Genomic DNA, 26,636 nt, shown 5'->3' with positions numbered 1-26,636 from the left:
CGGGCAAGGTCCGGCCTCATGGTCGGCCGACCGCTTTTCGCCTGGCCGACAGATGGGGAAAATCCGATGTCCCGGCTAGGCCGCCTCGCAATCTGTCTCGCGCTGTTCGCGGCGCCCCTGGCCGCGACGCCGCCCGCGCGGGCGCAGCAGGCCCAGCAGCCGCAGGCAACGGCCGTTACGTCCGGCGTGACCTATGAATTGCTGGCGCGATGGGACGTCGACAGGCTGAACCGCATCCTGACCGAGGAGATGCCGAAATTCGCCGGCATCCCCGTGACCTACACCCCGGCGCGCAATGCGGTCAGGCTCTACCGCGTGACCTATCCGTCCGTGGTGCCCGAGCGCGGCAACAAGCCCATCGTGGCGACCGGACTGCTGGCGGTGCCGGACGTGCCCGAGACCACCTTCCCGATGGTTTCCTACCAGCACGGCACGGTCTACGGGAAACAGCAGGTTCCCTCCTTCCCGGAACAGTCCGACGAGACGCGGCTGATGATCGCCCAGTTCGCCGGACAGGGTTATCTCGTCATCGGCGCCGATTATTTCGGGATGGGCGCCTCGAAGGAGCCCGAGGGCTACGTCGTCAAGGCCAGCCATCAGCAGGCCACGCTCGACATGCTGCTCGCCAGCCGTTCCGTGCTTGCGCAGATGAAGCTTTCCGCGACGAAGCTCTTCCTGAGCGGCTGGTCGCAGGGCGGGTTCGTCAGCTTTGCGATGCTGGAAAAGCTGGAGAGCGTCGGCATTCCCGTCCAGGCGATGACGACGGCCAGCGCCCCCGTCGACGTCTTCGTCGCCCTCAACGGCTTCCTGAACTTTCCGCGCAAGAACGATGCGAACTGGGTGACGACGCTGTTCATCCTCTCGTCCTTCTCCTTCGAGAACTACTACGGCGTGCCGGGGCTCGCACGCGCCCTGCTCACGGACGAGACCTACGAGGTCTCGCGCAAGGTCTATGAGAGGGAGCCCGTCGAGGCCTCGCAGGTGCCGACCGACCTGCGCAAGCTGATCCGGCCGGAGTATTTCGATCCGCAGTTCTTCGCCAATTCGGCCTATGGCCGCCTCGTCGCGCAGACGCAGGCCTATCGCTGGGTGACGAAGACACCGGTCCGCGCCTATTACGGGCAGGCGGACGAGGTCATCCGCGACGAGCTCGGCCAGCTGCCGATGACCTGGCAGAAGGCGCTCGGCAACGACAAGGTCGAGGCGATCCCGACAGGCCCGACCACCCATCGCGGCACCTTCGCCAAGGCGGTGCCCGAGTGGAAGACATGGTTCGACGCGCAGTGAGCGCATCGCAGGCCGGGGCGACGGTGCGTCGCGCTTGACGCGAGCGTCCGTCCCGGCGCCTTTCCTTCGGCTGCAGGCGACCGCCCGCAGGAGACGCCGCGCATGACCGCCACCCGCATCCATCTCGCCCTCGCCGCCCTGATGGGGCTTGCCGGCGTCGCGCTGCTGGCAGCTGCCGCCCATGTCACCGGCACGGCCAATGTCCAGACCGCCGGGCAGATGCTGCTGTTCCACGCCTCCGTCGTGATCGGCGCGACCGCGGCGCGGAAAGGCGGGCATCTCCATGACGGCATCGCCCGGATCGCGCTCTCCGCCGTCATCTTCGGCGCCGTACTGTTCGCGGCCGATCTCTCCCGCCGCGGCTTCGCCAATGAGGGGCTCTTTCCGCGCGCGGCGCCGATCGGTGGCTGGTTCATGCTCGGCGGCTGGCTCGGGCTGGCCGTCGCAGCCGTGACCGCCAAACGAGGCTGACCCGCATCAGCGCGCTTTCGCCATCCGGAGAGTTCGGTTAGAAGCGCCGCCGCACCCTCCTCCTGCGACCGCGCGCGGAGTCCGCCGAATGAACGACCATCCCCATCTGACGCCGTCGCAATCCGCCGATCTGCTCGTGCAGGCGCTGCCGCATATGCAGCGCTACGACCAGGAAATCATCGTCATCAAGTATGGCGGCAACGCCATGGGCGACGCCGCGACGGCCGAGGACTTCGCCGAGGACATCGTGCTGCTCGAGCAGTCGGGCCTGAAGCCCGTCGTCTGCCATGGCGGCGGGCCGCAGATCGCGGCGATGCTCAAGAAGCTCGGCATCCAGTCCGAGTTCAAGCAGGGCCTGCGCGTCACCGATGCGGCGACCGTCGAGGTGGTCGAGATGGTTCTGGCCGGCTCGGTCAACAAGGAGATCGTCGGCTATATCAGCCGCGAGGGCGGCAAGGCGATCGGGCTTTGCGGCAAGGACGGCAACATGGTCACCGCCCGCAAGGTGACCCGCACCATCGTCGACCCCGATTCGAAGATCGAGGAGGTGCTGGATCTCGGCTTCGTCGGCGAGCCCGAGGCGGTCAACACCACCGTGCTCGACGCCGTGCTCAAGGCCGAGCTGATCCCCGTGCTCGCCCCGGTCTGCGCGGCGGCGGACGGCCAGACCTACAACGTTAACGCCGACACCTTCGCGGGCGCCATCGCCGGCGCGCTCAACGCCAAGCGCCTGCTGCTGCTGACCGACGTGCCCGGCGTGCTGAACAAGGACAAGCAGCTCATCCCGGAGCTGACGGTCGAGGAATGCCGCCGCCTGATCGCGGACGGCACCATCTCGGGCGGCATGATCCCGAAGATCGAGACCTGCATCTACGCGCTGGAGAAGGGCGTGGAGGCGGTCGTGATCCTCGACGGCAAGGTGCCGCACGCGGCGCTGATCGAGCTCTTCACCGACACCGGCGCCGGTACGATCATCCGGCGCTGAGAAGCTGAGGACGTGATTCTCGGGCGCAGCGCCGCTGCGACCCGAGAATCTCATGACCAGCGCGTACTGGTTTCCGAGATGGTCGGGTCAAGCCCGACCATGACGCGAATCCGCCTGCGGCCATTAAGCCTTGGCCAAGGACTTGCAGCGCAGACTCCGCTTCGCCACATCTCGGAGTCCGATGAAAACGCTCGCCGAATCCCCTGCCGCGACCCCGCCCCTGACGGCGGAGGCCTTCGCGCATGTCGATCACTGGATCTTCGACCTCGACAACACGCTCTACTCGCATGAGGCCAAGGTCTGGCCGCAGGTGGACGAGCGGATCACGCTGTTCCTCGCCGAGCTGTTCGGCCTGGACGGGCTGTCGTCGCGCGCGCTGCAGAAATACTACTACCAGCAATACGGCACGACGCTGAAGGGGCTGATGCAGGAACACGGCATCGACCCGGACGATTTCCTCGACTTCGCCCACCAGATCGACCTGACCCTGCTCGACCCGAATCCCGATCTCGGCGAGGCGATCGCGGCCCTGCCCGGCCGCAAGCTGATCCTGACCAACGGCTCGCGCGGCCACGCCGAGAACGTCGCCGGCAAGCTCGGCATTCTGCATCATTTCGAGGACATTTTCGACATCGTGCAGGCCGGCTTCACGCCGAAGCCAGAGCGCGTCACCTATGAGAACTTCCTCGCCAAGCATGCGGTCGACCCCGGCCGCGCGGCGATGTTCGAAGATATCGAGAAGAACCTCGTCGTGCCGAGCGCGCTCGGCATGAAGACGGTGCTGATCGTGCCGAAGACGCCCGACCCTTTCCGCGAGGCCTGGGAGCAGGTCGCGGTCGAGGCCGGCCATGTCCACCATGTCACGGCAGATCTGACCGGCTTCCTGAAGCCGCTCGGACGTTCCACCGAACGCGGCCTCTAGGCTCGGTAAAAAGATCGCCCGGCAGGCGTTCCCCGAAAAGGAAAATCTGTTCTTCTTTACGAACAATAGGGAAAGTGCTAGTGGCCTTGTCCGTTATATAGAACGGAATGAGGTTCTCATGTCGGCATCGGACAACGTCGCAGCCAGGCTGCACCCGGAAACGCGTCTGGTCCATGCCGGCACGATGCGCTCGCAGTTCGGCGAGACCTCCGAGGCTCTGTTCCTGACGCAGGGCCATGTCTACGACAATGCCGCGCAGGCGGAAGGCCGGTTCCTCAACACCGATCCGGGCTTCCAGTATGGCCGCCTGTCGAATCCGACAGTGGCGATGCTGGAGGAGCGGATGGCCGCTTTCGAGGGCGCCGAGGCCTGCCGCGCCACGGCGACCGGCATGGCCGCCGTGACCGCGGCGGTGATGGCGCCGGTACGCGCGGGCGACCATGTCGTGGCGGCCAGCGCGCTGTTCGGCTCCTGCCGCTACATCGTCGAGGACCACCTGCCGCGCTATGGCGTGGAGACAACGCTGGTCGAGGGCACCGATATCGAGGCCTGGCGCAAGGCGGTGAGGCCGAACACCAAGGTCTTCTTCCTCGAAAGCCCGTCCAACCCGACGCTCGAAGTGCTCGATATCGCCGCCATCGCGAAGATCGCGAAGGCCGCCGGCGCCATCCTTGTCGTCGACAACGTCTTCGCCACGCCCCTCTTCCAGCGCCCGCTCGATCTCGGCGCCGATGTCGTCGTCTACTCGGCCACGAAGCACATCGACGGGCAGGGACGATGTCTGGGCGGCCTCATCCTCGGCGCGAAGGCGCTGATCGAAGGCGACATCCAGCAGTATCTGCGCCAGACCGGGCCGGCGCTCTCCCCCTTCAACGCCTGGGTGATGTTGAAATCGCTGGAGACGCTGCCGCTGCGGGTCGGCAAGCAGGCCGAGAACGCGGCAAAGGTCGCGGACTGGCTGGCGGCGCATGCCGTGCCGTCGCGCGTGATCTTCTGCGGCCACAGCAACCATCCGCAGGCGGAGATCATCGCCCGCCAGATGAGCGGCCCCTCGACGCTGATCGCTTTCGAGGTGCCCGGCGGCAAGGCCGGTGCCTACCGCATGCTCGACGCCTGCCGGCTGATCCGGATCTCGAACAATCTCGGCGACGCCAAGAGCCTGATCGTCCACCCGGCGACGACGACGCATCAGCGCTTCACGCCGGAGGTGCGCGCCGCCATGGGCGTGACCGACGGGCTGGTCCGCCTCTCGATCGGGCTGGAACATCCTGACGACCTGATCGCCGATCTGGAGCAGGCGCTGGCGAAGGTTTAAGCCTGCGCAGGGCGGGGCATGGCCTTCCCCGCCCGCCCCTGCTAAAGCGGGCTCCATTCCCGCAAAGGCTTGAGAGGCCAGCATGCGTTCGGGCGAAGTGAAGCGCCGCACCAACGAGACCAACATCGCGGTCTCGCTCGTCATTGACGGCACCGGCAAGGCCGAGATCGCCAGCGGCGTCGGCTTCTTCGACCATATGCTCGAGCTCTTCGCCCGCCATTCGCTGATCGACCTCAAGGTCGCGGTGAAGGGTGACACGCATATCGACGACCACCACTCGGTCGAGGATGCCGGCATCGCGCTCGGCGAGGCCCTGAAGCAGGCGCTCGGCTCCAAGAAGGGCATCCGCCGCTATGCCGACGTCCACCTGCCGATGGACGAGACGCTGACGCGCGTGGCGCTCGACGTCTCGGGCCGGCCCTTCCTCGTCTTCAGGACGGAGTTCAAGGCGCAGAAGATCGGCAGCTTCGATACGGAGTTGGTGCGCGAGTTCTTCCAGGCCTTCGCCATCAACGCCGGCATCACACTGCATGTCGAGACGCTCTATGGCGACAACGCCCACCATATCGCCGAGAGCTGCTTCAAGGGGCTGGCGCGGGCGCTGAGGCAGGCGCTGGAGATCGATCCGCGCGAGGGCGACCGCATCCCCTCCACCAAGGGCGCGCTTTAGCTCTTTGTTTTATCGCATTTTCTTCACGCGAACCGGTACCCACTTCGCTCGAAAATGCTCTGGGAGGAAACCATGGCGTTCTACACCGTCATGACGCCGCCGCCGGGCTCCGGCGGGGCGCGCGGCGAGATCGAACAGGCGCGGCTGCTGCCGGAGAGCTTCTCCAAGAGCGCGTTCCTGCTCACGATCGTCTGGCTGCTCGGCAAGCGGCTGTGGCTGGCATCGCTCATCTTCGTGCTCGCCGGCGCCGGGCTGATCTATCTGAGCAACCGCTTCGGCCTGCATCCGGTGGCGCTGACCTTGAGCTACTGGGCGGCCGCACTGTTCCTCGGCATCGAGGGCGACAACCTCGTCACCCGCAAGCTCGCCCGCATGGGCTGGCGCCTCGCCGACGTGGTCGAGGCGCGTGACCTTCCCGAAGCCGAGCGCCGCTATTTCGAGCGGGCGCTGGCCGGCGAGAGGACCGTGCCCCGCGCTGTCGCGGCAGTGGCTACCCCGCCTGTGCCGCCGAGTGGGTCGCTGCCGATCATCGGTCTGTTCCCGGAGGCGAAGGGGCGATGAGCCAGTCCGTCGCGATCATCGATTACGGCTCGGGCAACCTGCACTCGGCCGCCAAGGCCTTCGAGCGGGCGGCGCTGGAGAGCGGCATCGCCTCGACCATCCACGTCACCAGCGACACGGATGTGGTGCGCGCCGCGGACCGGATCGTATTGCCGGGCGTCGGCGCCTTCGCCGATTGCCGGCGGGGGCTCGATGCCGTGCCGGGCATGGTGCAGACGCTGGAAGAGGTGGTGCGTGGGCAGGGCCGGCCCTTCCTGGGCATCTGCGTCGGCATGCAGCTCCTCGCCTCGCGCGGCCTCGAATACACCATCACCGAGGGCCTCGGCTGGATTCCGGGCGACGTCGCGCTGATCGAGCCCGACGACAAGAGCCTCAAGATTCCGCATATGGGCTGGAACACGCTGCACCGGCAGGACGACCACCCGCTTCTCGAAGGCATCGAGACCGGTCCGCAGGGGCTGCACGCCTATTTCGTGCACTCCTATGCGCTGACGCCGCAGCGCCCGCAGGACGTGCTCGCCCTGACCCACCATGGCGGGCCAGTGACGGCGATGGTCGCGCGCGGCAACATCGCCGGCACGCAGTTCCACCCCGAGAAGAGCCAGAAGCTCGGCTTGAAACTCATCGCCAATTTCCTGGGCTGGAAGCCATGATTCTCTTCCCCGCCATCGACCTGAAAGAAGGTCGCTGCGTCCGGCTGAAGCAGGGCGACATGGCGCAAGCCACGGTCTTCAACGACGATCCGGCCGCGCAGGCCGCCGATTTCGAGACCCAGGGCTTCGCGTGGCTGCACGTCGTCGATCTAGACGGCGCCTTCGCCGGGAAGCCGATGAATGCGGCAGCGGTCGAGGCGATCCTCGCTCGCGTCTCCTTCCCGGTGCAGCTCGGCGGCGGCATACGCGATATGAAGACGGTCGCGGGCTGGCTGGATAAGGGCATCAAGCGGGTCATCATCGGCACGGCGGCGGTGCGCGACCCCGGCTTCGTACGCGAGGCGGCGAAGGAATTTCCGGGGCAGGTCGCGGTGGGCATCGACGCGCGCGACGGCTTCGTGGCCGTGGAGGGCTGGGCCGAAACCTCCTCGCTGGCGGCGGCCGATCTCGGCAGGCGCTTCGAGGATGCCGGCGTCGCAGCCATCGTCTACACCGACATCGCCCGCGACGGCATGCTCCAGGGCATCAACTGGGACAGCACGATCGCGCTGGCGAAGGCGGTTTCGATCCCGGTCATCGCCTCTGGCGGGCTGGCCTCGATGGCGGATATCGAGCGGCTCTGCGCGCCCGACGCCGCGATCCTGGAAGGCGCGATCACGGGCCGCGCGCTCTATGACGGACGCATCGACCCGGCCGCGGCGCTGGACAGGCTTACGCGGGCGGCCTGAAGGCCGCCCGGCATAGACCGCGCCTCAGCGCACGAACTGGTCGTAGATCTTGCCGAACTCGCCGGTCGCCTTGGCGAGGTGCAGCCAGGTGTCGACAAAGCCCTTGAAGGTGGCGTCGCCGCGCGGGAGCATGTAGCCCATCTCGCCATATTGCAGCGGCTCGTCCGGGTTGACGGCGCAGAGCCCGGGCTTCGCCTTCTCCTGCACCTTCACCTCGATCGACTCGGCGATCATGATGTCGGCCTTGCCCGCCAGGATCTGGTCGAAGATCGTGACGTTGTCGGGATAGACCTCGATCTTGGCCTGCTTGAAGTTGGCGCGCACGAAGCGCTCGTTGGTGCCACCCGGATTGACGATGACGCGCGTCTCCGGCTTGTCGATGTCGGCGACCGTCTGGAACTTGGCCTTGTCGGCGCAGCGCACGATCGGCGCCTTGCCGTTGACGAGATAGGGCGAGGAGAAGAACACCTTCTTCTGCCGGTCCAACGTCACCGAAATGCCGCCCATCGCGACATCGCATTTGCCCGAGCCCATGTCTGTCAGCAGGTCCGACCATTTCGTCTGGACGAACTTCGCCTCGACGCCGAGCGCCTTGGCGAGGGACTTCGCGAGCTCGATGTCGATGCCCTCAAAGGAGCCGTCCTTCGCCAGCGTGAAGGGCTTGTAATCGCCGGTGGTGCAGACCTGCAGCGCGCCACGGCTCTGGATGGTGTCGAGCAGGCTCGTCGGAGTCTGCGCCGAGGCGGACGAGGCGGCAAAAGCGAAGCAGGCGGCCAGGCCGGTCCGCCGAGCCATCGATGCAAGTGAGATCAACGCAATAGACATGGAATTCCCCTCTTTGGACTGCTATCAGTCCGCGCCAGCAGAGCAGGGTTGCAGGCTCCGATCAACCGGCTCCGCACCCGCAGGACAGCGTGCAGCCGATGACCCTGAAGACCCGCATCATCCCCTGCCTCGACGTCAAGGACGGCCGCGTCGTCAAGGGCGTGAAGTTCCTCGATCTCGTCGATGCCGGCGATCCCGTAGAGGCCGCCAAGGCCTATGACGCCGCCGGCGCCGACGAGCTCTGCTTTCTCGACATCACCGCGAGCCATGAGGACCGCGGCATCCTGCTCGATGTCGTGACGCGCACGGCGGAAGCCTGCTTCATGCCGCTGACCGTCGGCGGCGGCGTGCGCAAGGTCGAGGATATCCGGGCGCTGCTGCTCGCGGGGGCCGACAAGGTCTCGATCAACACCGCCGCCGTCACCAACCGGCAATTCGTCAAGGAGGCGGCCGAGAAGTTCGGCGACCAGTGCATCGTCGTCGCCATCGACGCCAAGCAGGTCTCGCCCGGCCGTTGGGAGATCTTCACCCATGGCGGCCGCAACGCCACCGGCATCGAGGCCGTCGCCTTCGCGCGCGAGGTCGTTTCGCTGGGCGCGGGCGAACTGCTCGTCACTTCGATGGACAAGGACGGCACCAAATCGGGCTACGATCTGGGCCTGACCTGCACGATCGCGGATGCCGTCTCGGTTCCGGTCATCGCCTCGGGCGGCGTCGGCACGCTCGACGACCTCGTCGCGGGCGTCAGCGAGGGCCATGCCTCGGCCGTGCTCGCCGCCTCGATCTTCCATTTCGGCACCTACAGCATCGGCGAGGCCAAGGCGTATATGGCCGAGGCCGGCCTGCGGATGAGGCTCGACTGAAATGGCGGGTTTCACTCTCTCCGACCTCGAAGCCCGCATCGCCGAGCGCGCCGCCGCTTCACCCGAGGAATCCTGGACGGCCAAGCTGCTCGCGGCCGGCCCCGAGCGCGCCGCGAAGAAGTTCGGCGAGGAGGCCGTCGAGGCCGTGATCGCCGCCGTGAAGGGCGACAAGGCCGAGCTGATCGCCGAAAGCGCGGACGTGCTGTATCATCTTTTGGTCGTGCTCAAGGCCCGCGATGTTGCATTGCGGGACGTCTTGAGCCAGCTTGAAGAGCGGACGGGCCGTTCCGGACTGGCGGAAAAGGCGGCCCGGCCAAGTTGAGTGCCGCGAGATGGACCCGCGCCAGGATGACCCTTTCTTGAACCTCGAAGCCTGGATTGCAGGTCGTGTCATGGACCAGCGCCTGATCTCGACAGCGTCGGAACGCGAGCTGGTTTCGCCCTACCGCGCCTTCTCCCGGGACGAGTGGGCGCATCTGCGCGCCGACACGCCGCTGACGCTTTCGGTCGACGACCTGACCAAGCTGCAATCGATCAACGATCCGATCTCGCTCGACGAGATCGTCGCGATCTACTTGCCGCTCTCGCGCCTGCTGTCGCTCTATGTCGCGGCGACGCAGGGGCTGTTCAAGGCGACCCAGCGCTTCCTGATGGCCGAGTCCGAGGTCAAGGTGCCCTATATCATCGGGGTCGCCGGCTCGGTCGCCGTCGGCAAGTCGACCACGGCGCGCGTGCTGAAGGCGCTGCTCTCGCGCTGGCCGAACACGCCAAAGGTCGAGCTCGTCACCACGGATGGCTTCCTGCTGCCGAATGCCGAGCTGGAGCGGCGCGGGCTGATGCAGCGCAAGGGCTTCCCGGAGAGCTATGACGGCTCGGCGATCCTGCGCTTCCTCTCCGACGTCAAGGCCGGCAAGCCGCAGGTGACCGCGCCGGTCTATTCGCACCTCGTCTACGACGTCATGCCGGGCGAGACGGTGACGGTCGAGCGGCCGGACATCCTGATCCTCGAAGGGCTCAACGTCCTGCAGCCGAGCCGCATGCCCAAGGACGGGACGGTGATCCCCTTCGTCTCGGACTATTTCGACTTCTCGGTGTATCTCGACGCCGATGAGAACGACCTGCATCGCTGGTACGTCAACCGCTTCATGACGTTGCGCCAGACGGCCTTCCGCGACCCGCGCTCCTTCTTCCGCAAATATGCGGAGATCGGCGAGGAGGAGGCCCTCTCGATCGCCGAGAAGCTCTGGACCGGGATCAACCTGCCGAACCTGCAGGAGAACATCCTGCCGACGCGCCAGCGCGCCAGCCTGATCCTGACCAAGGGCGCGAGCCACCGCATCCAGCAGGTCGCACTGCGGCGGCTCTAAGCGTTACATCCCCAAGCCCTCATCCTGAGGAGCCGCGTAGCGGCGTCTCGAAGGATGATCCCGGAGGCTCCGAACCATCTGGAGCATCCTTCGAGACGCGCTCCTTCGGAACGCTCCTCAGGATGAGGGCTGCGCCACCGCGTCATCATTAGGACCCCCATGGAATCCATCATGTCGCTCGCCGGCATGGCGAGCGCGGCCTTCCTCGCCGCGACGCTGCTTCCGGCGCAGTCGGAAGCCGTCTTCGTGGGGCTGCTGGCGGCGCGCAGCGTCGATCCGCTCGCGCTCTTCCTGACGGCGAGCCTGGCGAACACCGCGGGCTCCTTCCTCAACTGGTGGCTGGGCCGGCTCGTCGCCCGGCACGGCGTGGACCGACTGCCGACACGCCTGCGGCCGGCGCCTGCAAGTCTCGCCCGGGCGCAGGCCTTCTTCGCCCGCTTCGGCTGGCCGTCCCTGCTGCTGTCATGGCTGCCGCTCGTCGGCGACCCGCTGACCTTCGTCGCCGGCACGCTGAACTATCCCGCAGGCCGCTTCATCATCCTGGTCTTGCTCGGCAAGGCCGGACGCTACGGCGCCCTCTGGGCCGGGTGGCTGAGTCTCGCCTGAATGGCGTCGGTCCTTGCGTCACGCCGTCATTACACTTTTAACGATTTCGGTTTAATATTTACGTTACTTGAGCGTTTGCTTAATCGGCCGGGCCGGGCTACCGAGGGCCTCCCTCAAGGAGATATGACTATGAGCATCAAGCGTATCGGCGTCGGCCCCCGCATGTCCAAGGCCGTGGTCCATGGCGACACCGTCTATCTGGCCGGTCAGGTTGCCGCCAACGCCGCCGGCAAGAGCGTCGGCGAGCAGACCGCCGACATCCTCAGCATCATCGACGGCATCCTGGCCGAGGCCGGCACCGACAAGTCGAAGCTGCTCATGGTCAACATCTGGCTCTCCGACATCTCGACCTTCGCCGAGATGAACGCGGTCTGGGACAAGTGGATCCTGCCCGACCAGACCCCCGGCCGCGCCACCGTCGAGGCCAAGCTCGCCGCGCCGCAGTACACCGTCGAGATCGCGGTCATCGCCGCGAAGTAACATCGGAACCGGGGGAGGCAGCCATCAGCCCGACCATCGAGATCGCGCCGCTTCTGACGCGCGTCGCGAACCGCCACAACCTCCCTGAGGAGGTGCTGGCGGCGATGATGGCCGATTGGCTGCGCCGTCCCGATTCCACTGAACTCAGCGAGGCCGTGCTCGATCGCAAGGCCTCCGACTTCCTCGCCCTGGCTGCGCGCCTGGCGACGCCGCGGGGCGAGGGAGAAATCCGGCGCCTGCGGCACGAGGCTGCGACGGCGCTCGTCGCCGGCCGCCTCGCCGATGCCGACAAGGCGCTGGCACAGGCCGAGCTGAAGGCGATCGACGGATCGGGCGATCTTTCCGCCCTGCCGGCCGAGCGCCGGCTGCTGATCGGCGAGAATCGCGCCGACCGCGCATCGCTCAGCTTCCTGCGCATGACGCCGGAGGCCTATCGCGAGGCCGCGGCCCGCTATGGCGAGGCCGCCGCCCTGATCGGCCTCGCCGATCTCGGCCGCAGCAGCAGCGCGGCTCTGGAACAAGCCAAGGTGCTCGCGCGGATCAGCGCCGATTTCGGCGGGCGCGAAGGCTATGACGCGGCCGTCAGCGCGCTGCGCAGCCTGATCGAAGGGATCGACAGCCGGGCAGAGCCGATCGCCTTTTCCGGCGCCCACAAGGCGCTCGCCGCCGCGCTCGAAGACATTGCCGACAGTGCCGGCGAAGTCGATCGGCGCGTCGACGCCCTCGTCCATTGCCGTGCAGGCCTGCGGGACCTGCGCCGCGAAGACGCCCCGCTGCTGTGGCGCGGCCTGATGCTGCGCTTCGGCAAGCTCGCCGTGACGATCGGCGAGGAGCGCGAGGACGATGCGCTGCTGGAGGAGGCCATCGGCGCGCTCGCCCGGCTGCTCGCCCAGTGGCAGCGCAGCGAGGAGGAAGCCGGCTGGCTCGAGGCCGAACAGACGATGGCGCGGGCGCGGGCTTCGCTCGGCGGGCGCCGCAACGACCTGGCCCTGCTCGAACGCGCCTTCAACGGCTTCAACCGGGTCTCCGAGGCGATCGACCGCGCCGGCGAGCCGCTGCGCTGGGCCGATCTGCAGGATCGGATCGGCGGCGTCCTGACCGCCATGGGCGAACGCTACAGCGAGCCTGTGGTGCTGGAGGAAGCGATCGCCGCCTTCGGCGGGGCGCTGAAGGAGCGCCGGCGGGAGACCATGCCGCTGCTATGGGCGAAGAGTTCGGTCAATCAGGCGTTGGCGATGATCCGCCTGGCGGAGCGGTGTCACGATCCGGCCATGACCCATGACGCGTTGAGCCGGATCGCCACCGCCATCGCGGCCCTGCACGGTGCAGGGCTGGCGACGGATGCGATGGCGCTGCAGAAGCGCCTCGCCACCGTGCCAGCCTTCATCCGGGCAGCTACGCCGGCACAGTCGCGCTCGGCCTGAACCTAGACCGCGACTCGGCCTTTCGGACGCAAAGTGGCGGTCCAGCTTCCTGTGATGCTCAGGCGGCGCGGCGCAGGCGCGCCAGCCGCTCCAGCGCGGCGTCCAGCGTCGCGTCGCGCTTGGCGAAGCAGAAGCGCACCACGTTCTTCACCGCGCCTTCGGCATAGAAAGCGCTGACGGGGATCGCCGCGACGCCGTTCTCGGTCACCAGACGCCGGCAGAAATCGACGTCGTCGGTCTCGCCCAGCGGGGCGATGTCGACGTTGAGGAAATAGGTGCCGGCGCTGGGCAGCACGGAAAAGCCGAGGTCCTGCAGGCCCGCCGTGAAGCGATCGCGCGAGCGCTGGAAATCGGCCCGCATGCCCTCGAAGTACCCATCATCCTTGCCGAGACCGTAGGCCACCGCGGCCTGCAGGTTCGGCGGGGTGGTGAAGGTGATGTACTGGTGCGCCTTGGCAAGCACCCGCATCACGGAGGGCGCCGCCATGACGAGCCCGACCTTCCAGCCGGTCAGCGAGAAGATCTTGCCCGCCGACGAGATCTTGACCGTGCGCTCGCGCATGTCGGGCCGGCCGAGCACGGGCACATGACGGTGGCCGTCGAAGACGACATGCTCCCAGACCTCGTCGCAGATCGCGATGGCATCGTGCCGGATGCAGAAATCGGCAAGGAGATCGAGATCGGCCGGGCTGAAGATCGTCGCGGTCGGGTTGAGCGGATTGTTGAAGAGCACGACCTTCGTCTTCGGCGAGAAGGCCTTCGCCAGCGCCTCCTCCGTCAGCCCGAAATGCGGCGGGGTGAGCGTGACGAATTTCGGGATGCCGCCGGCGCGCCGGACCAGCGGCACATAGGCATCGTACATCGGCTCGAACAGCACGACTTCGTCGCCAGGCGTGACCAGCGCCATCAGCGCGCCGGCAATCGCCTCGGTCGCACCCGAAGTCACCATCACTTCGGTCTCGGGATTAAGGTCGAGGCCCTGCCAATGCTTGTAGTGGGTGGCGACCGCCTGGCGCAGTTCGGGGATGCCCATCATCGGCGGATACTGGTTCCAGCCATGGATCACCGCGTCGGCGGCCTTCTGCCGCACGTCGATCGGGCCCGGATCGTCCGGAAAGCCCTGGCCGAGGTTGACCGCGCCGGTTTCACGCGCCAGCCCCGACATCACCTCGAAGACGCTGGTCGAAAGGGCGGAGAAAATCGGATTCATGTCGGTTCGGCCGATTGGACGCGGGATTTGCGGGCGCCGGCTGTAGCACGCCCGGCGCCCATTCGCACGCCGAATCCGGCCATCTCGGCCTCGTGGATCCTTACGTCGAATGCCGAGTGATGAATGTTGACATTCATCACAGGTCAGTATTTATTGACGTCAAGCCGGTCCTCGGCGGTGGCCAGTTGCGACTTCGCCCCTTTGGCGCAGCAGGTTGCCGCAGTGGACCGGCGAGCCATGTCAGGAGGTTTTTCCTCCGAGAGCCCGAATGCTCTAACGCTTTGTCTTGGCCCATTTTCGTCCCGCGATCCGGTATCCACTTCGCTCGAAAATGCTCTAAGCAGGGTCGATGGCCCGCTCCCCCGCTCCAGCGCTGATGATTCTCGGCACCGGCTCCAACGTCGGCAAATCGCTGATCGTCGCGGGGCTCTGCCGGCTCTTCGCCGACCGTGGGCTGAAGGTACGGCCGTTCAAGCCGCAGAACATGTCGAACAATGCCGCTGCCACCGCCGATGGCGAGATCGGCCGCGCGCAGGCGCTGCAGGCGCGCGCCGCCCGGATCGCCCCGCATCCCGACATGAACCCGGTGCTGCTGAAGCCCGAGGGCGGGCAGGGCAGCCAGATCATCCTGCAGGGCCGCGTCGCCGGCCACCTCGCCTCGCGCGACTTCGCGAGACGCGGCGATTTCCTCCCGAAGGTGCTCGAAAGCTTCGAACGCCTGCGCGCGGACGCCGATCTCGTCATCGTCGAGGGCGCCGGCTCGCCGGCCGAAACGAACCTGCGCGCCCGCGACATCGCCAATCTCGGCTTCGCGCGGGCTGCCGGGGTACCCGCCGTGCTGGTCGGCGACATCGACCGGGGTGGCGTGATCGCGAGCCTCGTCGGCACCCATGCGGTGCTGGATTCGGACGACCGCGCCATGATCCGCGCCTTCGCGATCAACCGCTTCCGCGGCGATGTCGGGCTGTTCGGGCCGGGCGTCGAGACGATCCGGCGGGCGACAGGCTGGCCCTGCCTCGGCGTGGTGCCCTGGTTTACCGAGGCCGCGCGGCTGCCGGCCGAGGACGGGCTCGATATCCGCTCGGGCCGGAAGAGCGGCGCGCGGCTCAAGATCGTGGTGCCGGTGCTGCCGGGCATTGCCAATTTCGACGATCTCGACCCGCTCAAGCTGGAGAGCGACGTCGATCTTGCCATGATCGGACCGGGTCAGGCGTTGCCCGGCGACGCCGATCTCGTCGTCCTGCCCGGCTCGAAGACGACCCTGCGTGACCTCGCCGCACTGAGGCGTGAAGGCTGGCACATCGACATCCTGGCGCATCGCCGCCGCGGCGGGCATGTGATTGGGCTCTGCGGTGGCTACCAGATGCTCGGGCGGGTGGTGCGCGATCCGTTCGGCATCGAAGGGCCGGCTGGAGAAGCGCAGGGACTCGGCCTGCTCGATGTCGAGACGACGCTCGACGCGCAGAAGACGGTCCGGGAGACCGCTTTCAGCGATGCCACTACCGGGGTCCCAGGCCGGGCCTACGAGATCCATCTCGGCCGGACGAAGGGCCACGACACGGCTCGCGCGCCTTTTCGTGTCGAAGGCAGGCCGGAAGGCGCGTCGAGCCCGGATGGGCGCGTCGCGGGCACCTATCTGCACGGCGCTTTTGCGTCCGACGCCGTGCGCGGCGCCTGGCTCAGCCGCATCGCCGGCGAAGCCAGAGCATCCTCGCTGGACTATGAGGGCGAGGTCGACCGGGTTCTGGATGGGCTGGCAGCTCATCTCGCCACCCATCTCGACATCGACGCGCTGCTGACGCTCGCCAGGGCGCCAATTCCGGCGAAGTGACGCCCGCAGGGAACCAGCTTCGCCACCATCGGTTCATTGAAAGGCGGCCGTCAGCAGGTTGTCAGGATCGGGCTGGGCGGGATTGATGCGAATCAAAGTCAAAAACTGTTATTCGCCATAGCGTTGACGAATGACGAAATTCGTCATAGTGATCAAACCTTCACCGCATTCATTGAAAATCAACCAGCCCGCGCCGCCGTGAGCCATACCGAACGCGATACCAAGCAGATCATCGTCGACACAGCCGAACGGTTCTTCCGGGACATCGGCTACCAGAAGACGACTGTCGCCGACATCGCGAAATCCCTGCGGATGAGCCCCGCCAACGTCTACCGCTTCTTCGATTCCAAGAAATCGATCAACGAGGCGGTGCTCGAGCGCTACAAGCGCGAGCAGGAAGAGGCCATCGCCGCCATTGCCGCCGAGGACCGCCCGGCCGCCGAGAGGCTGCACGACATCCTCGCCACCTCCTTCCGCCTGAACGTCGCCCGCTTCGCCGGCCATGCCCGCATGCAGGAGATGGTCTGCGCCGCGATGGAGGAAAGCTGGGACGCGATCCTCGCCCATATCGAGCGTTTCGATGCCGTGCTGCGGCGTGTGGTCGCCGAGGGCGTGGCCAGCGGAGAATTCCGGCCGGTTGATCCGGCTCATGCGACCGGCTGCATCCGCACCGCAATGATCCGCTTCATGCATCCGCTGCTGATCAGCCAATGCGAATGCATCCCCGGCCCTTCGCCGGACGAGCTGATCGCCTTCGTCCTCAGCGCACTGGAAGCAAGGCCGAAGGCGAACTGAGCGATTACGCCGCGGCGCGTTGACAAGCCGTCTAGGGAGCGGGATACCGCCCCTGCAATGGCCGCCCACCCCAAACAGAACTTCAAGAAGACAGCCATCGTCCTCCACGACCTCGTGGTGACGGCGCTGGCGATCTGCCTCGTCTTCATCGTCCGCTTCGAGGGATGGCAACTGCAGGAGCATATGCGCTACCTGCCGCAGTTCCTGCCGCCCTTCGTCGTCTATGCCGGGCTGGTCTACTGGTTCTTCTCGCTCTACCGGTCGAAATGGCGCTTCGCCTCGCTCCCGGACCTGTCGAACATCGTCAAGGCGGTTTCGGTACTGACCGTGACGCTGCTGGTGGTCGACTATGTGCTGGTCGCGCCGAACTTCTACGGCGCCTTCTACTTCGGCAAAATCACCATCGCGCTCTACTGGCTCGTCCAGATCGCGCTGCTGGGCGGGCCGCGCATCGGCTATCGCTACTTCAAATATGCCCGCTCGCGCACCAGCGCCGTGCGTGAGGCCACCCTGCCGGCCCTGATCCTGGGACGCGGCGTCGAGGTCGAGATGGTGATCCGCGCCATGGAAGCGGGCACCATGCGGAGGCTGCGACCGGCCGGAATTCTCTCGCCACGCATCGACGATCTCAACCAGTCGATCCGCGGCGTGCCGGTGCTCGGACTTCTCTCCGAGATCGAGCGGATCGCCAACGATGCGGTCGAACGCGGCGAACCCTTCCGCCGCATCGTCGCCACGCCCTCGGCGCTGACGCCCGAGGCCAAGCCGGAGAACTGGCTTTCGCGCACCCGCAAGCTCGCCCTGCCGATCTCGCGCATCGAGGCGCTGGGCGAAGGCGGGCGCGACACGGAGATCGCGCCGCTCGAGATCGAGGATCTGCTGGTGCGCTCCACGGTCGCGATCGACCGCGAGCGGCTCGGCGGCTTCCTGAAGGGCAAGCGCGTGCTCGTCACCGGCGGTGGCGGCTCGATCGGCTCGGAGATCTGCCTGCGCTGCGCCGCATTCGGTGCGTCCGAGCTCCTGGTCGTCGAGAGTTCCGAGCCCGCCCTGTTCCAGATCACGGAGCAGCTCGCCGTCCAGGCGCCGGATACGGCCGTCTCGGGCGTGCTGGCCGATGTGCGCGACCGCGAGCGGATCATGCTGCTCTTCGCCGCGTTCAAGCCCGACATCGTGATCCATGCCGCCGCGCTGAAGCATGTGCCTTATCTCGAGGCGGACTGGAGCGAAGGCATCAAGACCAATATCTTCGGCTCGATGAATGTCATCGACGCCGCCGTCGCCGCCGGCACCAAGACGTTCGTGATGATCTCGACCGACAAGGCGATCGAGCCTGTCTCGATGCTGGGCGCGACCAAGCGCTTCGCCGAGATGTATGCGCAGTCGCGCGATGCCGAGTTCGTCGCGGCCGCTTCCGGCGTCCGCCTCGTGGCGGTGCGCTTCGGCAATGTGCTGGGCTCGGTGGGCTCGGTGGTGCCGAAATTCAAGGCACAGATCGCCCGCGGCGGGCCGGTCACCGTGACCAGCCCGGAGATGATCCGCTACTTCATGACGATCCGCGAGGCCTGCGACCTCGTGCTGACCGCCGCCTCCCATGCTCGCGCCGATGGCCCCGAGGCGGAGCGCGCCGCGGTCTATGTGCTCAAGATGGGCCAGCCCATGCGGATCATGGACCTCGCCGAGCGGATGATCCGGCTCGCCGGCTTCGAGCCGGGCGAGGATATCGAGATCGTGGTCTCGGGTGTCAGGCCCGGCGAGCGGCTGAACGAGATCCTCTTCGCCCGCGACGAGCCGATGGCCGAGACCGGGCTCGACGGCGTCATGGCGGCGAAGCCGATCTTCGCCGGCCGAGCCAAGATCCTGTCCTGGCTTGCCCGACTGGAAACGGCGGTGAAGAGCGACGATCGCGAGGCGGCCAATGCCGTACTCGACGAAGCGATCCCCGATTTCAGCCGTCGCGAGCCGACCGCGCCAGTTCAGCCAGCGCAGCCTTCGTCTCTGCCGGCGGCCGCCAGCCGGCACTGAGCAGGCGGCCGGGCCGCGCGACCAGGCTGCCGGCGAGCTTCAGGAAGGTCTCCTCGCGCCCGGCCAGCCGCGCCATCGCCCTGAGCAGCCGCTCCGGCACCGGCAGCAGGCCGGGCGAACGCCCTAGCCCCGCCCGCATCGCCGCGAGCATGCCCGCAACGCTGATCGGCTCCGGGTCCGAGACGGTATAGGCCTGTCGGGCCGGGCAGGCAGGCGTCAGGCCAAAGAGGATGGCATCCGCCAGGTTCTCGACCGCCAGGAGCGAACGGGGGGCCTTCAGGCCGCCAAGGGGCAAAGGAAGGGGCGAGCGGGCCAGCCTGAGCAGCGCTGCCATATTGGCCTTCACCCCCGGCCCGTAGACCAGCACCGGGCGCAGCGCGACCCAGTCCAGGTCGAGACGGCCAAGCCCGTGCTCGGCGGCCAGCTTGGAGCGGCCATAGGGATCTGCCGGCGCAGGCTCGGCGTCTTCCGAAAGCGGCGGGCCGTCGAAGCCGCCGGAGAGGGCCTTGATCGAGGAGAGATAGACGAAGCGCTTCACGCCGGCTGAGGCGGCGGCTCCGGCCAGCTCCAGCGTCACCTGCGTGTTGATGCGGCGATAGAGCGCCTCGTCGAGGCCCGGCCCGGCATGGGCGAGCCCGGCCATATGCACGAGATGATCGACGCCGGCCAGCGCGGCGGTCCAATCGGCCGGTGCCGAGAGATCACCCGTGACGACCGTCTCGACGCCTTCCGGCGCCGCTCCTGGCCGGCGCTGGGCGAGGCGCAGCCGATAGCCCGCCCGCAGCAGCGCCGCCACGACATGCGGACCGACGAAGCCACTGGCCCCCGTCAGGAGGATGCGCCCGTCAGCCATGGCGGGGTCCGTTGGCAAAACGGCGCAGCAGCAGGCCGGTCAGCAGGGCGGCAGCGGCGAGGAAGACGAATTGGTACGGGAGCTCCGGCAGCGCGATGGAGAGGCCCGCAAGAGCGACGAGGGCGAGGTTCAGGAGCGCGACGCGCCCGACGACCGCGAGCACGCTGAAGCCGTTCGTCGTCGCCTGCTGGTAGAAATGCGAGCGATGCGCCTCCCAGACCCTCTCGCCGCGTGCGAGGCGCCTGAGCAGCGTGATGGTCGCATCGGCGAGATGGTAGAGGGGCAGGATCATTGCCGCGGCCAGATGGCCGGCGCCGGCGAGACGGTAGAGCAGATAGGCGGTGACGAGGCCGATCGGCAGGGAGCCGACATCGCCGAGAAAGAGCTTCGCCACCGGCCGGTTGAAGGGCGCGAAGCCGGCAAGCCCGCCGCAGAGCGCGGCGGCGAGCCAGCCCGTGACGGGATCGATGACGCCGAGGCTTCCCGCCAGCGCGAGCGCGCCGGCCAGCGGCAGGATGCCTGCGACGGTGACCCAGTCGAGCCCGTCCATGAAGTTGACGAGGTTGACGAACCAGATACCCGCCAGCAGCGCGAGTCCCCGCTCGACCGCCAGGGGCATCAGCTCCGGAAAGAGGCGGAGTTCCGGCGCCACCGCGAACAGCACAATGCCGACGCAGGCCGCCTGCAGGACGAGCCGCAGGCTCGCCGGCAGCGGCCGGATGTCGTCCCAGGCGCCGACGGCGGCGAGTGCCGCTGTTGCCAGGACAAGGACGAAAAGACCTCGACCGGCCTCGGCCTCGACCGGGCTCAGCCAAAGCGCCATGCCCAAGGCGAGGAAGGCGCCGGCCAGCACTGCGATGCCGCCGCCCTGCGGGGTCGGCACCTTGTGGCTCGAGCGGGCATTGGGCCGCGCCAGCGCATAGCGCAGCAGGAGCGGGCGCAGCGCGACGCAAAGCGCCGCCGCCATCACGGCGGCGGCGACGAGGATCGCGGGAGGGATCAGGAGGATCGTCAAAGCGCCTGCACCATAGTCGAGGCGGCGCAAAAGCCTAGAGCTTCAGACGACCCACAATGGCGGCGACGTGGCCGCGGGCCGACTTCAGTTCTTGAAGCCGATCAGCACGCCATCGGCGCCAAGGGAAAGCTGAAGGCCCTGCCTCTGCGAGGCCAGGCGCAGCGTCACGCCCTTGTCGTTGCGCAGCCAGGTGTAGCCGCGGCCGCGATTGCCGACGGCCCAACCTTCCTTGAGCTGGACATAAGCGCCGGCGAGATCGGAGGCACGCTGCAGGCCATAGACATTTCCGGACGCAACGGTGCGAGAGGCGCCGATGGAGCCGACGCCGAGGCCGCCGACGGTGATCGGGTACGAGCGGCCCTGATAGCGCAAGGTGCCGCCGCCGACCTCACCCGAGGCAATGAAGCCCGCCTGGACCTGCTCGATCTTGACCGTACCCGTCGAGGGGCCGAGCGAGCGCTGCGATTGCGCCATGGCCGGCGAGGCCAGCATCAGAACCGTTGCGAGGGAAGCGGCTGTCTGCCTGATCGTCATCATATTGTGTCGTGCTCCTTGCGCCTGATTGTGGCGCTCCGGCGAAACAACGCGCGAGATACGGTTTCGATCCATGGGAGCGTCGGGGAGGGGCGCCGCTCATGCAGGTCGCGCTTCACAGCTGCAACTAACCGCCTCGGCTTGCCGGGCCGCGAGCGGCGGCATAGAGCATCCGGAGCCGGTCGGCACGCGCCGCCCCGGCACCGGGAAAGCCATGCACGAGACCATCCAGACCGGGCCCGCCAGCGACATTCTCCGGCGCGTGCAGGATCGCAGCTTCAAGGTCGGCATCATCGGCCTGGGCTATGTCGGCGTGCCGCTGGCGCTGGCAGCGCTGCGGGCGGGGTACGAGGTTCTTGGCTTCGACATCAACGCGGCGCGCGTCGAAGACCTCAACCGGGGCCGGACCGGCATCAAGCACATCGAGGGCGCAGAGCTCGAAGCCGCAGCCCGCGCCGGGCGCTTCCTGGCGACAGATGACTTCTCCCGGCTGGAAGAGCCCGATGGCCTGATCATCTGCGTGCCGACGCCGCTGACCCGCCACCGCGAGCCCGATCTCAGCTTCGTCACCAAGACCGCCGAGGCGATCGCCGGCCGCCTGCGGAAGGGGCAGCTCATCGTCCTCGAATCGACGACCTATCCGGGGACCACGGACGAGGTCGTCAGGCCCATCCTCGAACGGACGGGCCTGAAGAGCGGCCAGGACTTCTATCTCGCCTTCTCCCCGGAGCGAGAGGATCCCGGCAATCCGAATTTCGGCACGGCTGCGATCCCGAAGGTGGTGGGAGGCGACGGCCCTGAGGCGCTGCGGATCGCGCAGGAGCTGTATGGCCAGCTCGTCGTAACCACCGTTCCGGTCTCGTCGACCGCGACGGCCGAGGCCGTGAAGCTGACCGAAAACATCTTCCGCTCGGTCAACATCGCGCTCGTCAACGAGCTCAAGGTCATCTACGCGGCGATGGGCATCGATATCTGGGAGGTGATCGACGCCGCCAAGACCAAGCCCTTCGGCTTCATGCCCTTCTATCCCGGCCCGGGGCTCGGCGGGCACTGCATCCCGATCGATCCGTTCTACCTGTCCTGGAAGGCGCGCGAATTCGACATCACGGCGCGCTTCATCGAGCTCGCGGGCGAGATCAACACGGCCATGCCGCGCCTCGTCGTCGAGAAGCTGGCCCAGGCACTGGATCAGCACCTCGGCCAGGGGCTGAACGGCGCCAGGATCCTCGTCATCGGCGCGGCCTACAAGAAGAACGTCGACGATATGCGCGAAAGCCCGTCGCTGCGCCTGATCGAGCTGATCGAGCAGCGCGGGGCGACGGTCGACTATCACGACCCCTTCGTGCCGGTGATCCCGCCCACACGCGAGCATGCAGCGCTGGCGGGGCGGCGCTCGGTCGAGCTTCTGGACGGGACGGTGGGCAGCTACCACGCCGTGCTGATCGCGACGGATCACGACGCGGTCGACTACAAGGCCCTGGTCGCGCAGGCCCGGCTCGTCATCGACACGCGCAATGCCTGCGAGCGGAACGGGGCGTCCGCGGCGCATGTCGTGAAGGCCTGAGCCGGTCGATTCGTCCGCATCTGTCGTTCCGGAAGGTTGACTCGCCAAAGCTCGGCCCGGCATGGTCTGCCCGCTCGCGATCCATTTCCACAGCAGGAGCGGCGAAGATGCTGTCGAGCCCGACCCGCGCGGCCGTATGTCTCACCGGCTTCATGCTTTCAGGCTGCATGCAGTCGATGCCGACCGCCGAAACCATTACGAAGCCGACCAGCGAAGCTTTCGCGCGGCTCGCATCCTGGACGCCGTGGCGGCCAAACCCCGAGCCCGCAACGGTGCAAGTGGCGAGCGCGACGCCCGTCGAGAGCGTTCCGCTGGCTCCCCCGGCCGGGAAGCTGGAAACGAGCGCGGCCGTCGATCGTCCCTCAGCCCCGAGGCCTCGGCCCGTAGCGCAGCTCGCATCGGCGCGGACAAAGCCCGCGATCAAGCCGACGATCCCCGCATCGGCTCTGGCGGCACCGGCGGGAGCCCCCATCCTGCCCGCCAAGGTCGTCTGCCAGACATCGAGCCAGCCGGGAGATCGCGTGCGGATGGAATGCACGCCGGCGGAATGACGCACGGACCCGGAGCCGGCGATCGAGGCCGGCGGCCACGCTCGCGATGCGCACCGATAAAGCCGGTTCTGGCATCGATGTTGCCTGCCGGGCAGCCACAAGCCTGATCCAGGCTGTTCCGTCCTTCCTCGAGGAGCCTCAGATGTTCGCCAAAGCAGCAGCCGCATTCGGCATCGCCATGCTGGTCTCGCACGCGGCCTTGGCCCAGGCCACGCTCAAGACCGCCGTCGACGGCACCTTCGCGCCGCATGCCATGCCCAAGCTTTCCGGCGGAACCGAGGGCTTCAACATCGATCTCGCCGAAGCCATCGGCAAGAAGCTCGGCAAGACCGTCACCGTCGACTCGGCCCAGTTCTCCGGGCTGGTGCCCGCCCTGCAGGCAGGCACCTACGACTTCATCGTCGCCCCGGTGACCGTGACCAAGGAACGCGCCGAGAGCCTGCTCTTCACCGAAGGCTATCTGAACACCGACTTCCAGTTCATGACCAAGAAGGGCGCCCCCCCGATCGAAAAGCTTGACGACCTCAAGGGCAAGGTCATCGCGGTCAACAAGGGCTCGGCCTATGACGCCTGGGCGCGCGGGCTCGAGGAGAAGATCGGCTGGAAGGTCGAATCCTTCGGCACCCAGACCGATGCCGTGCAGGCGGTCATCGCCGGCCGCGCCTATGCCAACGTCGCCGGCAACACCGCCGTGCAGTATGCCGCGAAGAGCAACCCGCAGATCCAGCTGTCGCTTGTGCACTCGACCGGCCTGGTCTGGGCGGTCGCGCTGCGCAAGGATTCCGGGGAGCTGCGCAAGGAGCTCGATCAGGCGATCGAATGCCTGAAGGCCGACGGCACCATCGCGGCGATGCATGAGAAGTGGTTCGGCATCAAGCCGGCCGCCGGCTCGGCCGCCGTCACTGCCTTCCCCGGATACGGCGTGCCGGACATGCCGGGCTACGACGCCACGGCCCATTCCGCTTCCTGCAAGTAAACCGGGCAGCCTGGCATTCACTCATGCGCCAGCGCGATCCGCTGCTCGACATCCGCGGCCTGTTCAAGAGCTTCGGATCCGTCGAAGTCTTGAAGGGGATCGAGCTTTCCGTCTCGGACGGGGAGCTCGTCTTCCTGATCGGCCCCTCCGGCTCCGGCAAGAGCACGCTGCTGCGCTGCTGCAACCGGCTGGAGGAGCCGACGGGCGGCTCGATCCATTTCGACGGCAAGGAGGTGCTCGATCCGAAGATCGACATCAACGGCCTGCGCCGGCGGATGGGCATGGTGTTCCAGTCGTTCAACCTCTACCCGCACATGACCGCGCTGGGGAACGTGACGCTTGCCTTGCGCAAGGTGCTGCGGAAGCCGAAGGCCGAGGCCGCCGAGATCGGGCTCAAGGCACTGGAGCGCGTCGGCCTCGCCCACAAGGCTTCGTCCTATCCGGCCGAGCTTTCGGGCGGCCAGCAGCAGCGCGTCGCCATCGCGCGGGCGCTCGCGCTCGAGCCCAAGCTCATGCTCTTCGACGAACCGACCTCGGCGCTCGACCCCGAGCTTGTCGGCAGCGTGCTCGCCACGATGCGGGAGTTGCGCGAGAGCGGCATGACGATGCTGGTCGTCAGCCACGAGATGCGCTTCGCCCGCGAGGCGGCCGACCGGGTCGTCTTCATGGATGGCGGCGTCATCGTCGAGCAGGGGCCGCCGGAGCAGATTTTCGGCGCCGCGACCCAGGCCCGCACGCGCGCCTTCGTCTCCGACGTGGCGCGCTGACCAGCGGCCATGGAGCGCTTCCTCGATAGTTTCCTGAATCCGAAATTGATCGCTGCGACCTGGCCGGCGATCCTGAAGGGTCTCGTGGTCACGATCGAGATCGCCGCGCTCGTCGTCGTCAGCGGCTTGGCGCTGGGGCTCGCGCTTGCGCTGCTGCGCTGGCGGGCCGGAGGCTGGTTCACCTGGCCGCTGATGTTCTTCGTCGACCTGTTCCGCGCCGTGCCGGCGCTCGTCCTGATCCTGCTGATCTTTTTCGGCCTGCCCAATGTCGGCATCGACCTGCCGAGCTTCGCCGTGCTCTGGCTGGTGCTGAGCCTCGTGCTCGCGGCCTTCGCGGAGGAAATCATCTGGGCCGGGCTCATCGCCGTGCGCAAGGGCCAGTGGGAAGCGGCGCGCTCCACCGGCCTGAGCGAGACGCAGACGCTGATCTACGTCGTGCTGCCTCAGGCCTTGCGGCTCGCGGTGCCGCCGCTCACCAACCGCACGATCGCGATCACCAAGAACACCGCGCTCGGCACGGTGATCGGCGTGCCGGAGATCATGAACCAGGCGACGACAGCGGTCTCCTTCTCCGGCAACGCCACGCCGCTGATGATGGGCGCCGCCGCCTATCTGCTACTTTTCATCCCGGTGATCGGGCTCGGCCGCTGGATCGAAGCGCGCTTTGCCTGGAGGCGCCAGTAATGGACGCCCTGATCCAGCAGTTCTTCAACATCGAGATCATGCTCAAGGCTCTGCCGCTGGTGCTGCAGGGCCTGAAGACGACGCTGCTCATCTGCCTGATTGTCATACCAATGGGACTTCTGGGTGGCATCCTCGTCGCGCTCGGCAGCCTCTCCCGCAGCAGGATCCTGGTGCGACTGCTGACGCTCTTCGTCGACCTGCTGCGGGCGCTGCCGCCGCTCGTCCTCCTGATCCTCGTCTATTCGGGCCTGCCGTTCCTGGGCCTGCGCCTGTCGCCCCTGGCAGCCGTGACCATCGCCTTCTTCCTCAACAACGCCGCCTATTATGGCGAGATCGTCCGCGCCGGGATCGAGAGCGTGCCGAACGGGCAATGGGAGGCCGCGCGCTCCACAGGCCTGCGTGCCGACCAGACCTTCACCTGGGTCGTGCTGCCTCAGGCCCTGCGCAACGTCCTGCCGGACCTCGTCTCGAACACGGTCGAGGTGGTGAAGCTCACCTCGCTCGCCAGCGTCGTGTCGCTGCAGGAAATGCTCTACTCGGCCGACATGGCGCGCTCGCTGACCTTCAACGCCTCGCCCATCGTGCTCGCCGCGCTGATCTATTTCGCGCTGCTCTGGCCGGCCGTCAGGCTGGTTAGCCGGCTGGAACACGCCGCCGCACGCTGATACTTCATCCCC

28 protein-coding genes are annotated in these 26,636 nt (G+C 67.3%); 23 read left to right on the top strand and 5 right to left on the bottom strand.

Translation table 11 applies throughout. The annotated features are described in order from the left end of the window. Positions 1–66 precede the first annotated feature (66 nt). The 9 genes from BoBH3_RS17140 (at position 67) to hisA (ending at position 7,592) form a co-directional block, all read left to right on the top strand. Positions 67–1,287, top strand: coding sequence for an alpha/beta hydrolase family protein (locus BoBH3_RS17140; RefSeq protein ID WP_262332052.1), 1,221 nt, complete (start codon positions 67–69; stop codon positions 1,285–1,287). Positions 1,288–1,389: 102 nt separating this feature from the next. Beyond that, on the top strand, positions 1,390–1,758 hold the full coding sequence (locus BoBH3_RS17135; protein WP_262332051.1) for a DUF423 domain-containing protein: 369 nt from the start codon (positions 1,390–1,392) through the stop codon (positions 1,756–1,758). A gap of 88 nt (positions 1,759–1,846) precedes the next feature. Further along, complete coding sequence (argB, locus tag BoBH3_RS17130) at positions 1,847–2,743, top strand: acetylglutamate kinase (protein ID WP_262332050.1); 897 nt, start codon at positions 1,847–1,849, stop codon at positions 2,741–2,743. Between the two features lie 181 nt (positions 2,744–2,924). Beyond that, entirely contained in the window at positions 2,925–3,665 is a 741-nt protein-coding gene (locus BoBH3_RS17125; RefSeq protein ID WP_262332049.1) for a pyrimidine 5'-nucleotidase, read from the top strand. 118 nt (positions 3,666–3,783) lie between these two features. Continuing rightward, complete coding sequence (metZ, locus tag BoBH3_RS17120; RefSeq protein ID WP_262332048.1) at positions 3,784–4,980, top strand: O-succinylhomoserine sulfhydrylase; 1,197 nt, start codon at positions 3,784–3,786, stop codon at positions 4,978–4,980. 82 nt (positions 4,981–5,062) lie between these two features. Then, positions 5,063–5,650 carry an imidazoleglycerol-phosphate dehydratase HisB gene (gene hisB / locus BoBH3_RS17115; RefSeq protein WP_262332047.1) on the top strand — a complete coding sequence of 196 codons (588 nt, stop codon included), beginning with the start codon at positions 5,063–5,065 and terminating at the stop codon, positions 5,648–5,650. 72 nt (positions 5,651–5,722) lie between these two features. Continuing rightward, complete coding sequence (locus BoBH3_RS17110; RefSeq protein ID WP_262332046.1) at positions 5,723–6,211, top strand: DUF2628 domain-containing protein; 489 nt, start codon at positions 5,723–5,725, stop codon at positions 6,209–6,211. Beyond that, positions 6,208–6,864 carry an imidazole glycerol phosphate synthase subunit HisH gene (gene hisH, locus BoBH3_RS17105; protein ID WP_262332045.1) on the top strand — a complete coding sequence of 219 codons (657 nt, stop codon included), beginning with the start codon at positions 6,208–6,210 and terminating at the stop codon, positions 6,862–6,864. Before BoBH3_RS17110 ends, hisH begins: the two co-directional genes overlap by 4 nt. After that, entirely contained in the window at positions 6,852–7,592 is a 741-nt protein-coding gene (gene hisA, locus BoBH3_RS17100; RefSeq protein WP_262332545.1) for a 1-(5-phosphoribosyl)-5-[(5-phosphoribosylamino)methylideneamino]imidazole-4-carboxamide isomerase, read from the top strand. The genes hisH and hisA overlap by 13 nt, the downstream gene beginning before the upstream one ends. Before the next feature lie 24 nt (positions 7,593–7,616). Here the strand turns inward: hisA and BoBH3_RS17095 are convergent, their stop codons facing one another. Continuing rightward, on the bottom strand, positions 7,617–8,417 hold the full coding sequence (locus BoBH3_RS17095; RefSeq protein WP_262332044.1) for a transporter substrate-binding domain-containing protein: 801 nt from the start codon (positions 8,415–8,417) through the stop codon (positions 7,617–7,619). A 98-nt stretch (positions 8,418–8,515) separates the two neighbouring features. Between BoBH3_RS17095 and hisF the strand changes: the two genes are divergently transcribed. The 6 genes from hisF to BoBH3_RS17065 all read left to right on the top strand — a co-directional run bounded on the left by hisF (position 8,516) and on the right by BoBH3_RS17065 (position 13,157). Further along, a complete protein-coding gene (gene hisF / locus BoBH3_RS17090; protein ID WP_262332043.1) occupies positions 8,516–9,280 on the top strand; it encodes an imidazole glycerol phosphate synthase subunit HisF in 765 nt (254 codons plus the stop codon). A gap of 1 nt (position 9,281) precedes the next feature. Continuing rightward, positions 9,282–9,602 carry a phosphoribosyl-ATP diphosphatase gene (locus BoBH3_RS17085; RefSeq protein ID WP_262332042.1) on the top strand — a complete coding sequence of 107 codons (321 nt, stop codon included), beginning with the start codon at positions 9,282–9,284 and terminating at the stop codon, positions 9,600–9,602. 70 nt (positions 9,603–9,672) lie between these two features. After that, on the top strand, positions 9,673–10,647 hold the full coding sequence (gene coaA / locus BoBH3_RS17080) for a type I pantothenate kinase (RefSeq protein ID WP_262332544.1): 975 nt from the start codon (positions 9,673–9,675) through the stop codon (positions 10,645–10,647). Between the two features lie 159 nt (positions 10,648–10,806). Further along, complete coding sequence (locus tag BoBH3_RS17075; protein ID WP_262332041.1) at positions 10,807–11,253, top strand: YqaA family protein; 447 nt, start codon at positions 10,807–10,809, stop codon at positions 11,251–11,253. A 129-nt stretch (positions 11,254–11,382) separates the two neighbouring features. Next, positions 11,383–11,733, top strand: coding sequence for a RidA family protein (locus tag BoBH3_RS17070; protein ID WP_262332040.1), 351 nt, complete (start codon positions 11,383–11,385; stop codon positions 11,731–11,733). A gap of 104 nt (positions 11,734–11,837) precedes the next feature. Further along, entirely contained in the window at positions 11,838–13,157 is a 1,320-nt protein-coding gene (locus BoBH3_RS17065) for a hypothetical protein (protein ID WP_262332039.1), read from the top strand. Positions 13,158–13,215: 58 nt separating this feature from the next. Here BoBH3_RS17065 and BoBH3_RS17060 read toward each other — a convergent pair whose 3' ends face one another. Continuing rightward, a complete protein-coding gene (locus tag BoBH3_RS17060) occupies positions 13,216–14,367 on the bottom strand; it encodes an aminotransferase (RefSeq protein WP_262332038.1) in 1,152 nt (383 codons plus the stop codon). A gap of 349 nt (positions 14,368–14,716) precedes the next feature. Between BoBH3_RS17060 and BoBH3_RS17055 the strand changes: the two genes are divergently transcribed. Genes BoBH3_RS17055 through BoBH3_RS17045 form a run of 3 tightly spaced genes read left to right on the top strand, consistent with a single transcriptional unit; the run spans position 14,717 to position 19,015 of the window. Further along, positions 14,717–16,198, top strand: coding sequence for a cobyric acid synthase (locus BoBH3_RS17055; protein ID WP_262332037.1), 1,482 nt, complete (start codon positions 14,717–14,719; stop codon positions 16,196–16,198). A 36-nt stretch (positions 16,199–16,234) separates the two neighbouring features. Next, positions 16,235–16,993 (top strand): TetR/AcrR family transcriptional regulator, encoded by a 759-nt coding sequence (locus tag BoBH3_RS17050; protein ID WP_262332036.1) that lies wholly within the window; start codon positions 16,235–16,237, stop codon positions 16,991–16,993. A gap of 57 nt (positions 16,994–17,050) precedes the next feature. Beyond that, the gene (locus tag BoBH3_RS17045; RefSeq protein WP_262332035.1) at positions 17,051–19,015 is read left to right on the top strand and encodes a nucleoside-diphosphate sugar epimerase/dehydratase; all 1,965 of its coding nucleotides are present in this window, start codon (positions 17,051–17,053) and stop codon (positions 19,013–19,015) included. Here BoBH3_RS17045 and BoBH3_RS17040 read toward each other — a convergent pair. The 3 genes from BoBH3_RS17040 to BoBH3_RS17030 form a co-directional block, all read right to left on the bottom strand. Next, complete coding sequence (locus tag BoBH3_RS17040; RefSeq protein ID WP_262332034.1) at positions 18,939–19,868, bottom strand: NAD-dependent epimerase/dehydratase family protein; 930 nt, start codon at positions 19,866–19,868, stop codon at positions 18,939–18,941. The genes BoBH3_RS17045 and BoBH3_RS17040 overlap by 77 nt on opposite strands. Further along, positions 19,861–20,877 (bottom strand): MraY family glycosyltransferase, encoded by a 1,017-nt coding sequence (locus tag BoBH3_RS17035; protein WP_410050625.1) that lies wholly within the window; start codon positions 20,875–20,877, stop codon positions 19,861–19,863. The genes BoBH3_RS17040 and BoBH3_RS17035 overlap by 8 nt, the downstream gene beginning before the upstream one ends. 90 nt (positions 20,878–20,967) lie before the next feature. Next, a complete protein-coding gene (locus BoBH3_RS17030) occupies positions 20,968–21,420 on the bottom strand; it encodes a hypothetical protein (RefSeq protein WP_262332033.1) in 453 nt (150 codons plus the stop codon). A gap of 211 nt (positions 21,421–21,631) precedes the next feature. On the opposite strand from BoBH3_RS17030, the gene BoBH3_RS17025 reads away from it, so the two are divergent. The 5 genes from BoBH3_RS17025 to BoBH3_RS17005 all read left to right on the top strand — a co-directional run bounded on the left by BoBH3_RS17025 (position 21,632) and on the right by BoBH3_RS17005 (position 26,624). After that, the gene (locus BoBH3_RS17025; protein ID WP_262332032.1) at positions 21,632–22,981 is read left to right on the top strand and encodes a nucleotide sugar dehydrogenase; all 1,350 of its coding nucleotides are present in this window, start codon (positions 21,632–21,634) and stop codon (positions 22,979–22,981) included. Positions 22,982–23,674: 693 nt separating this feature from the next. Further along, entirely contained in the window at positions 23,675–24,508 is an 834-nt protein-coding gene (locus BoBH3_RS17020) for a transporter substrate-binding domain-containing protein (RefSeq protein WP_262332031.1), read from the top strand. A 23-nt stretch (positions 24,509–24,531) separates the two neighbouring features. Further along, on the top strand, positions 24,532–25,275 hold the full coding sequence (locus BoBH3_RS17015) for an amino acid ABC transporter ATP-binding protein (protein ID WP_316045112.1): 744 nt from the start codon (positions 24,532–24,534) through the stop codon (positions 25,273–25,275). Between the two features lie 45 nt (positions 25,276–25,320). After that, entirely contained in the window at positions 25,321–25,959 is a 639-nt protein-coding gene (locus tag BoBH3_RS17010; protein WP_262332030.1) for an amino acid ABC transporter permease, read from the top strand. Continuing rightward, positions 25,959–26,624: an amino acid ABC transporter permease gene (locus tag BoBH3_RS17005; protein WP_262332029.1), complete on the top strand. Its 666-nt coding sequence runs from the start codon at positions 25,959–25,961 to the stop codon at positions 26,622–26,624. The genes BoBH3_RS17010 and BoBH3_RS17005 overlap by 1 nt, the downstream gene beginning before the upstream one ends. The last annotated feature ends 12 nt before the right edge of the window (positions 26,625–26,636 follow it).

The sequence above is a fragment of the Allobosea sp. BH3 genome (genome assembly GCF_025499465.1).
Lineage (GTDB): Bacteria > Pseudomonadota > Alphaproteobacteria > Rhizobiales > Beijerinckiaceae > Allobosea.
Note: the sequence above shows the minus strand (reverse complement) of the source record. Positions and strands in the feature narration are given on the sequence as shown.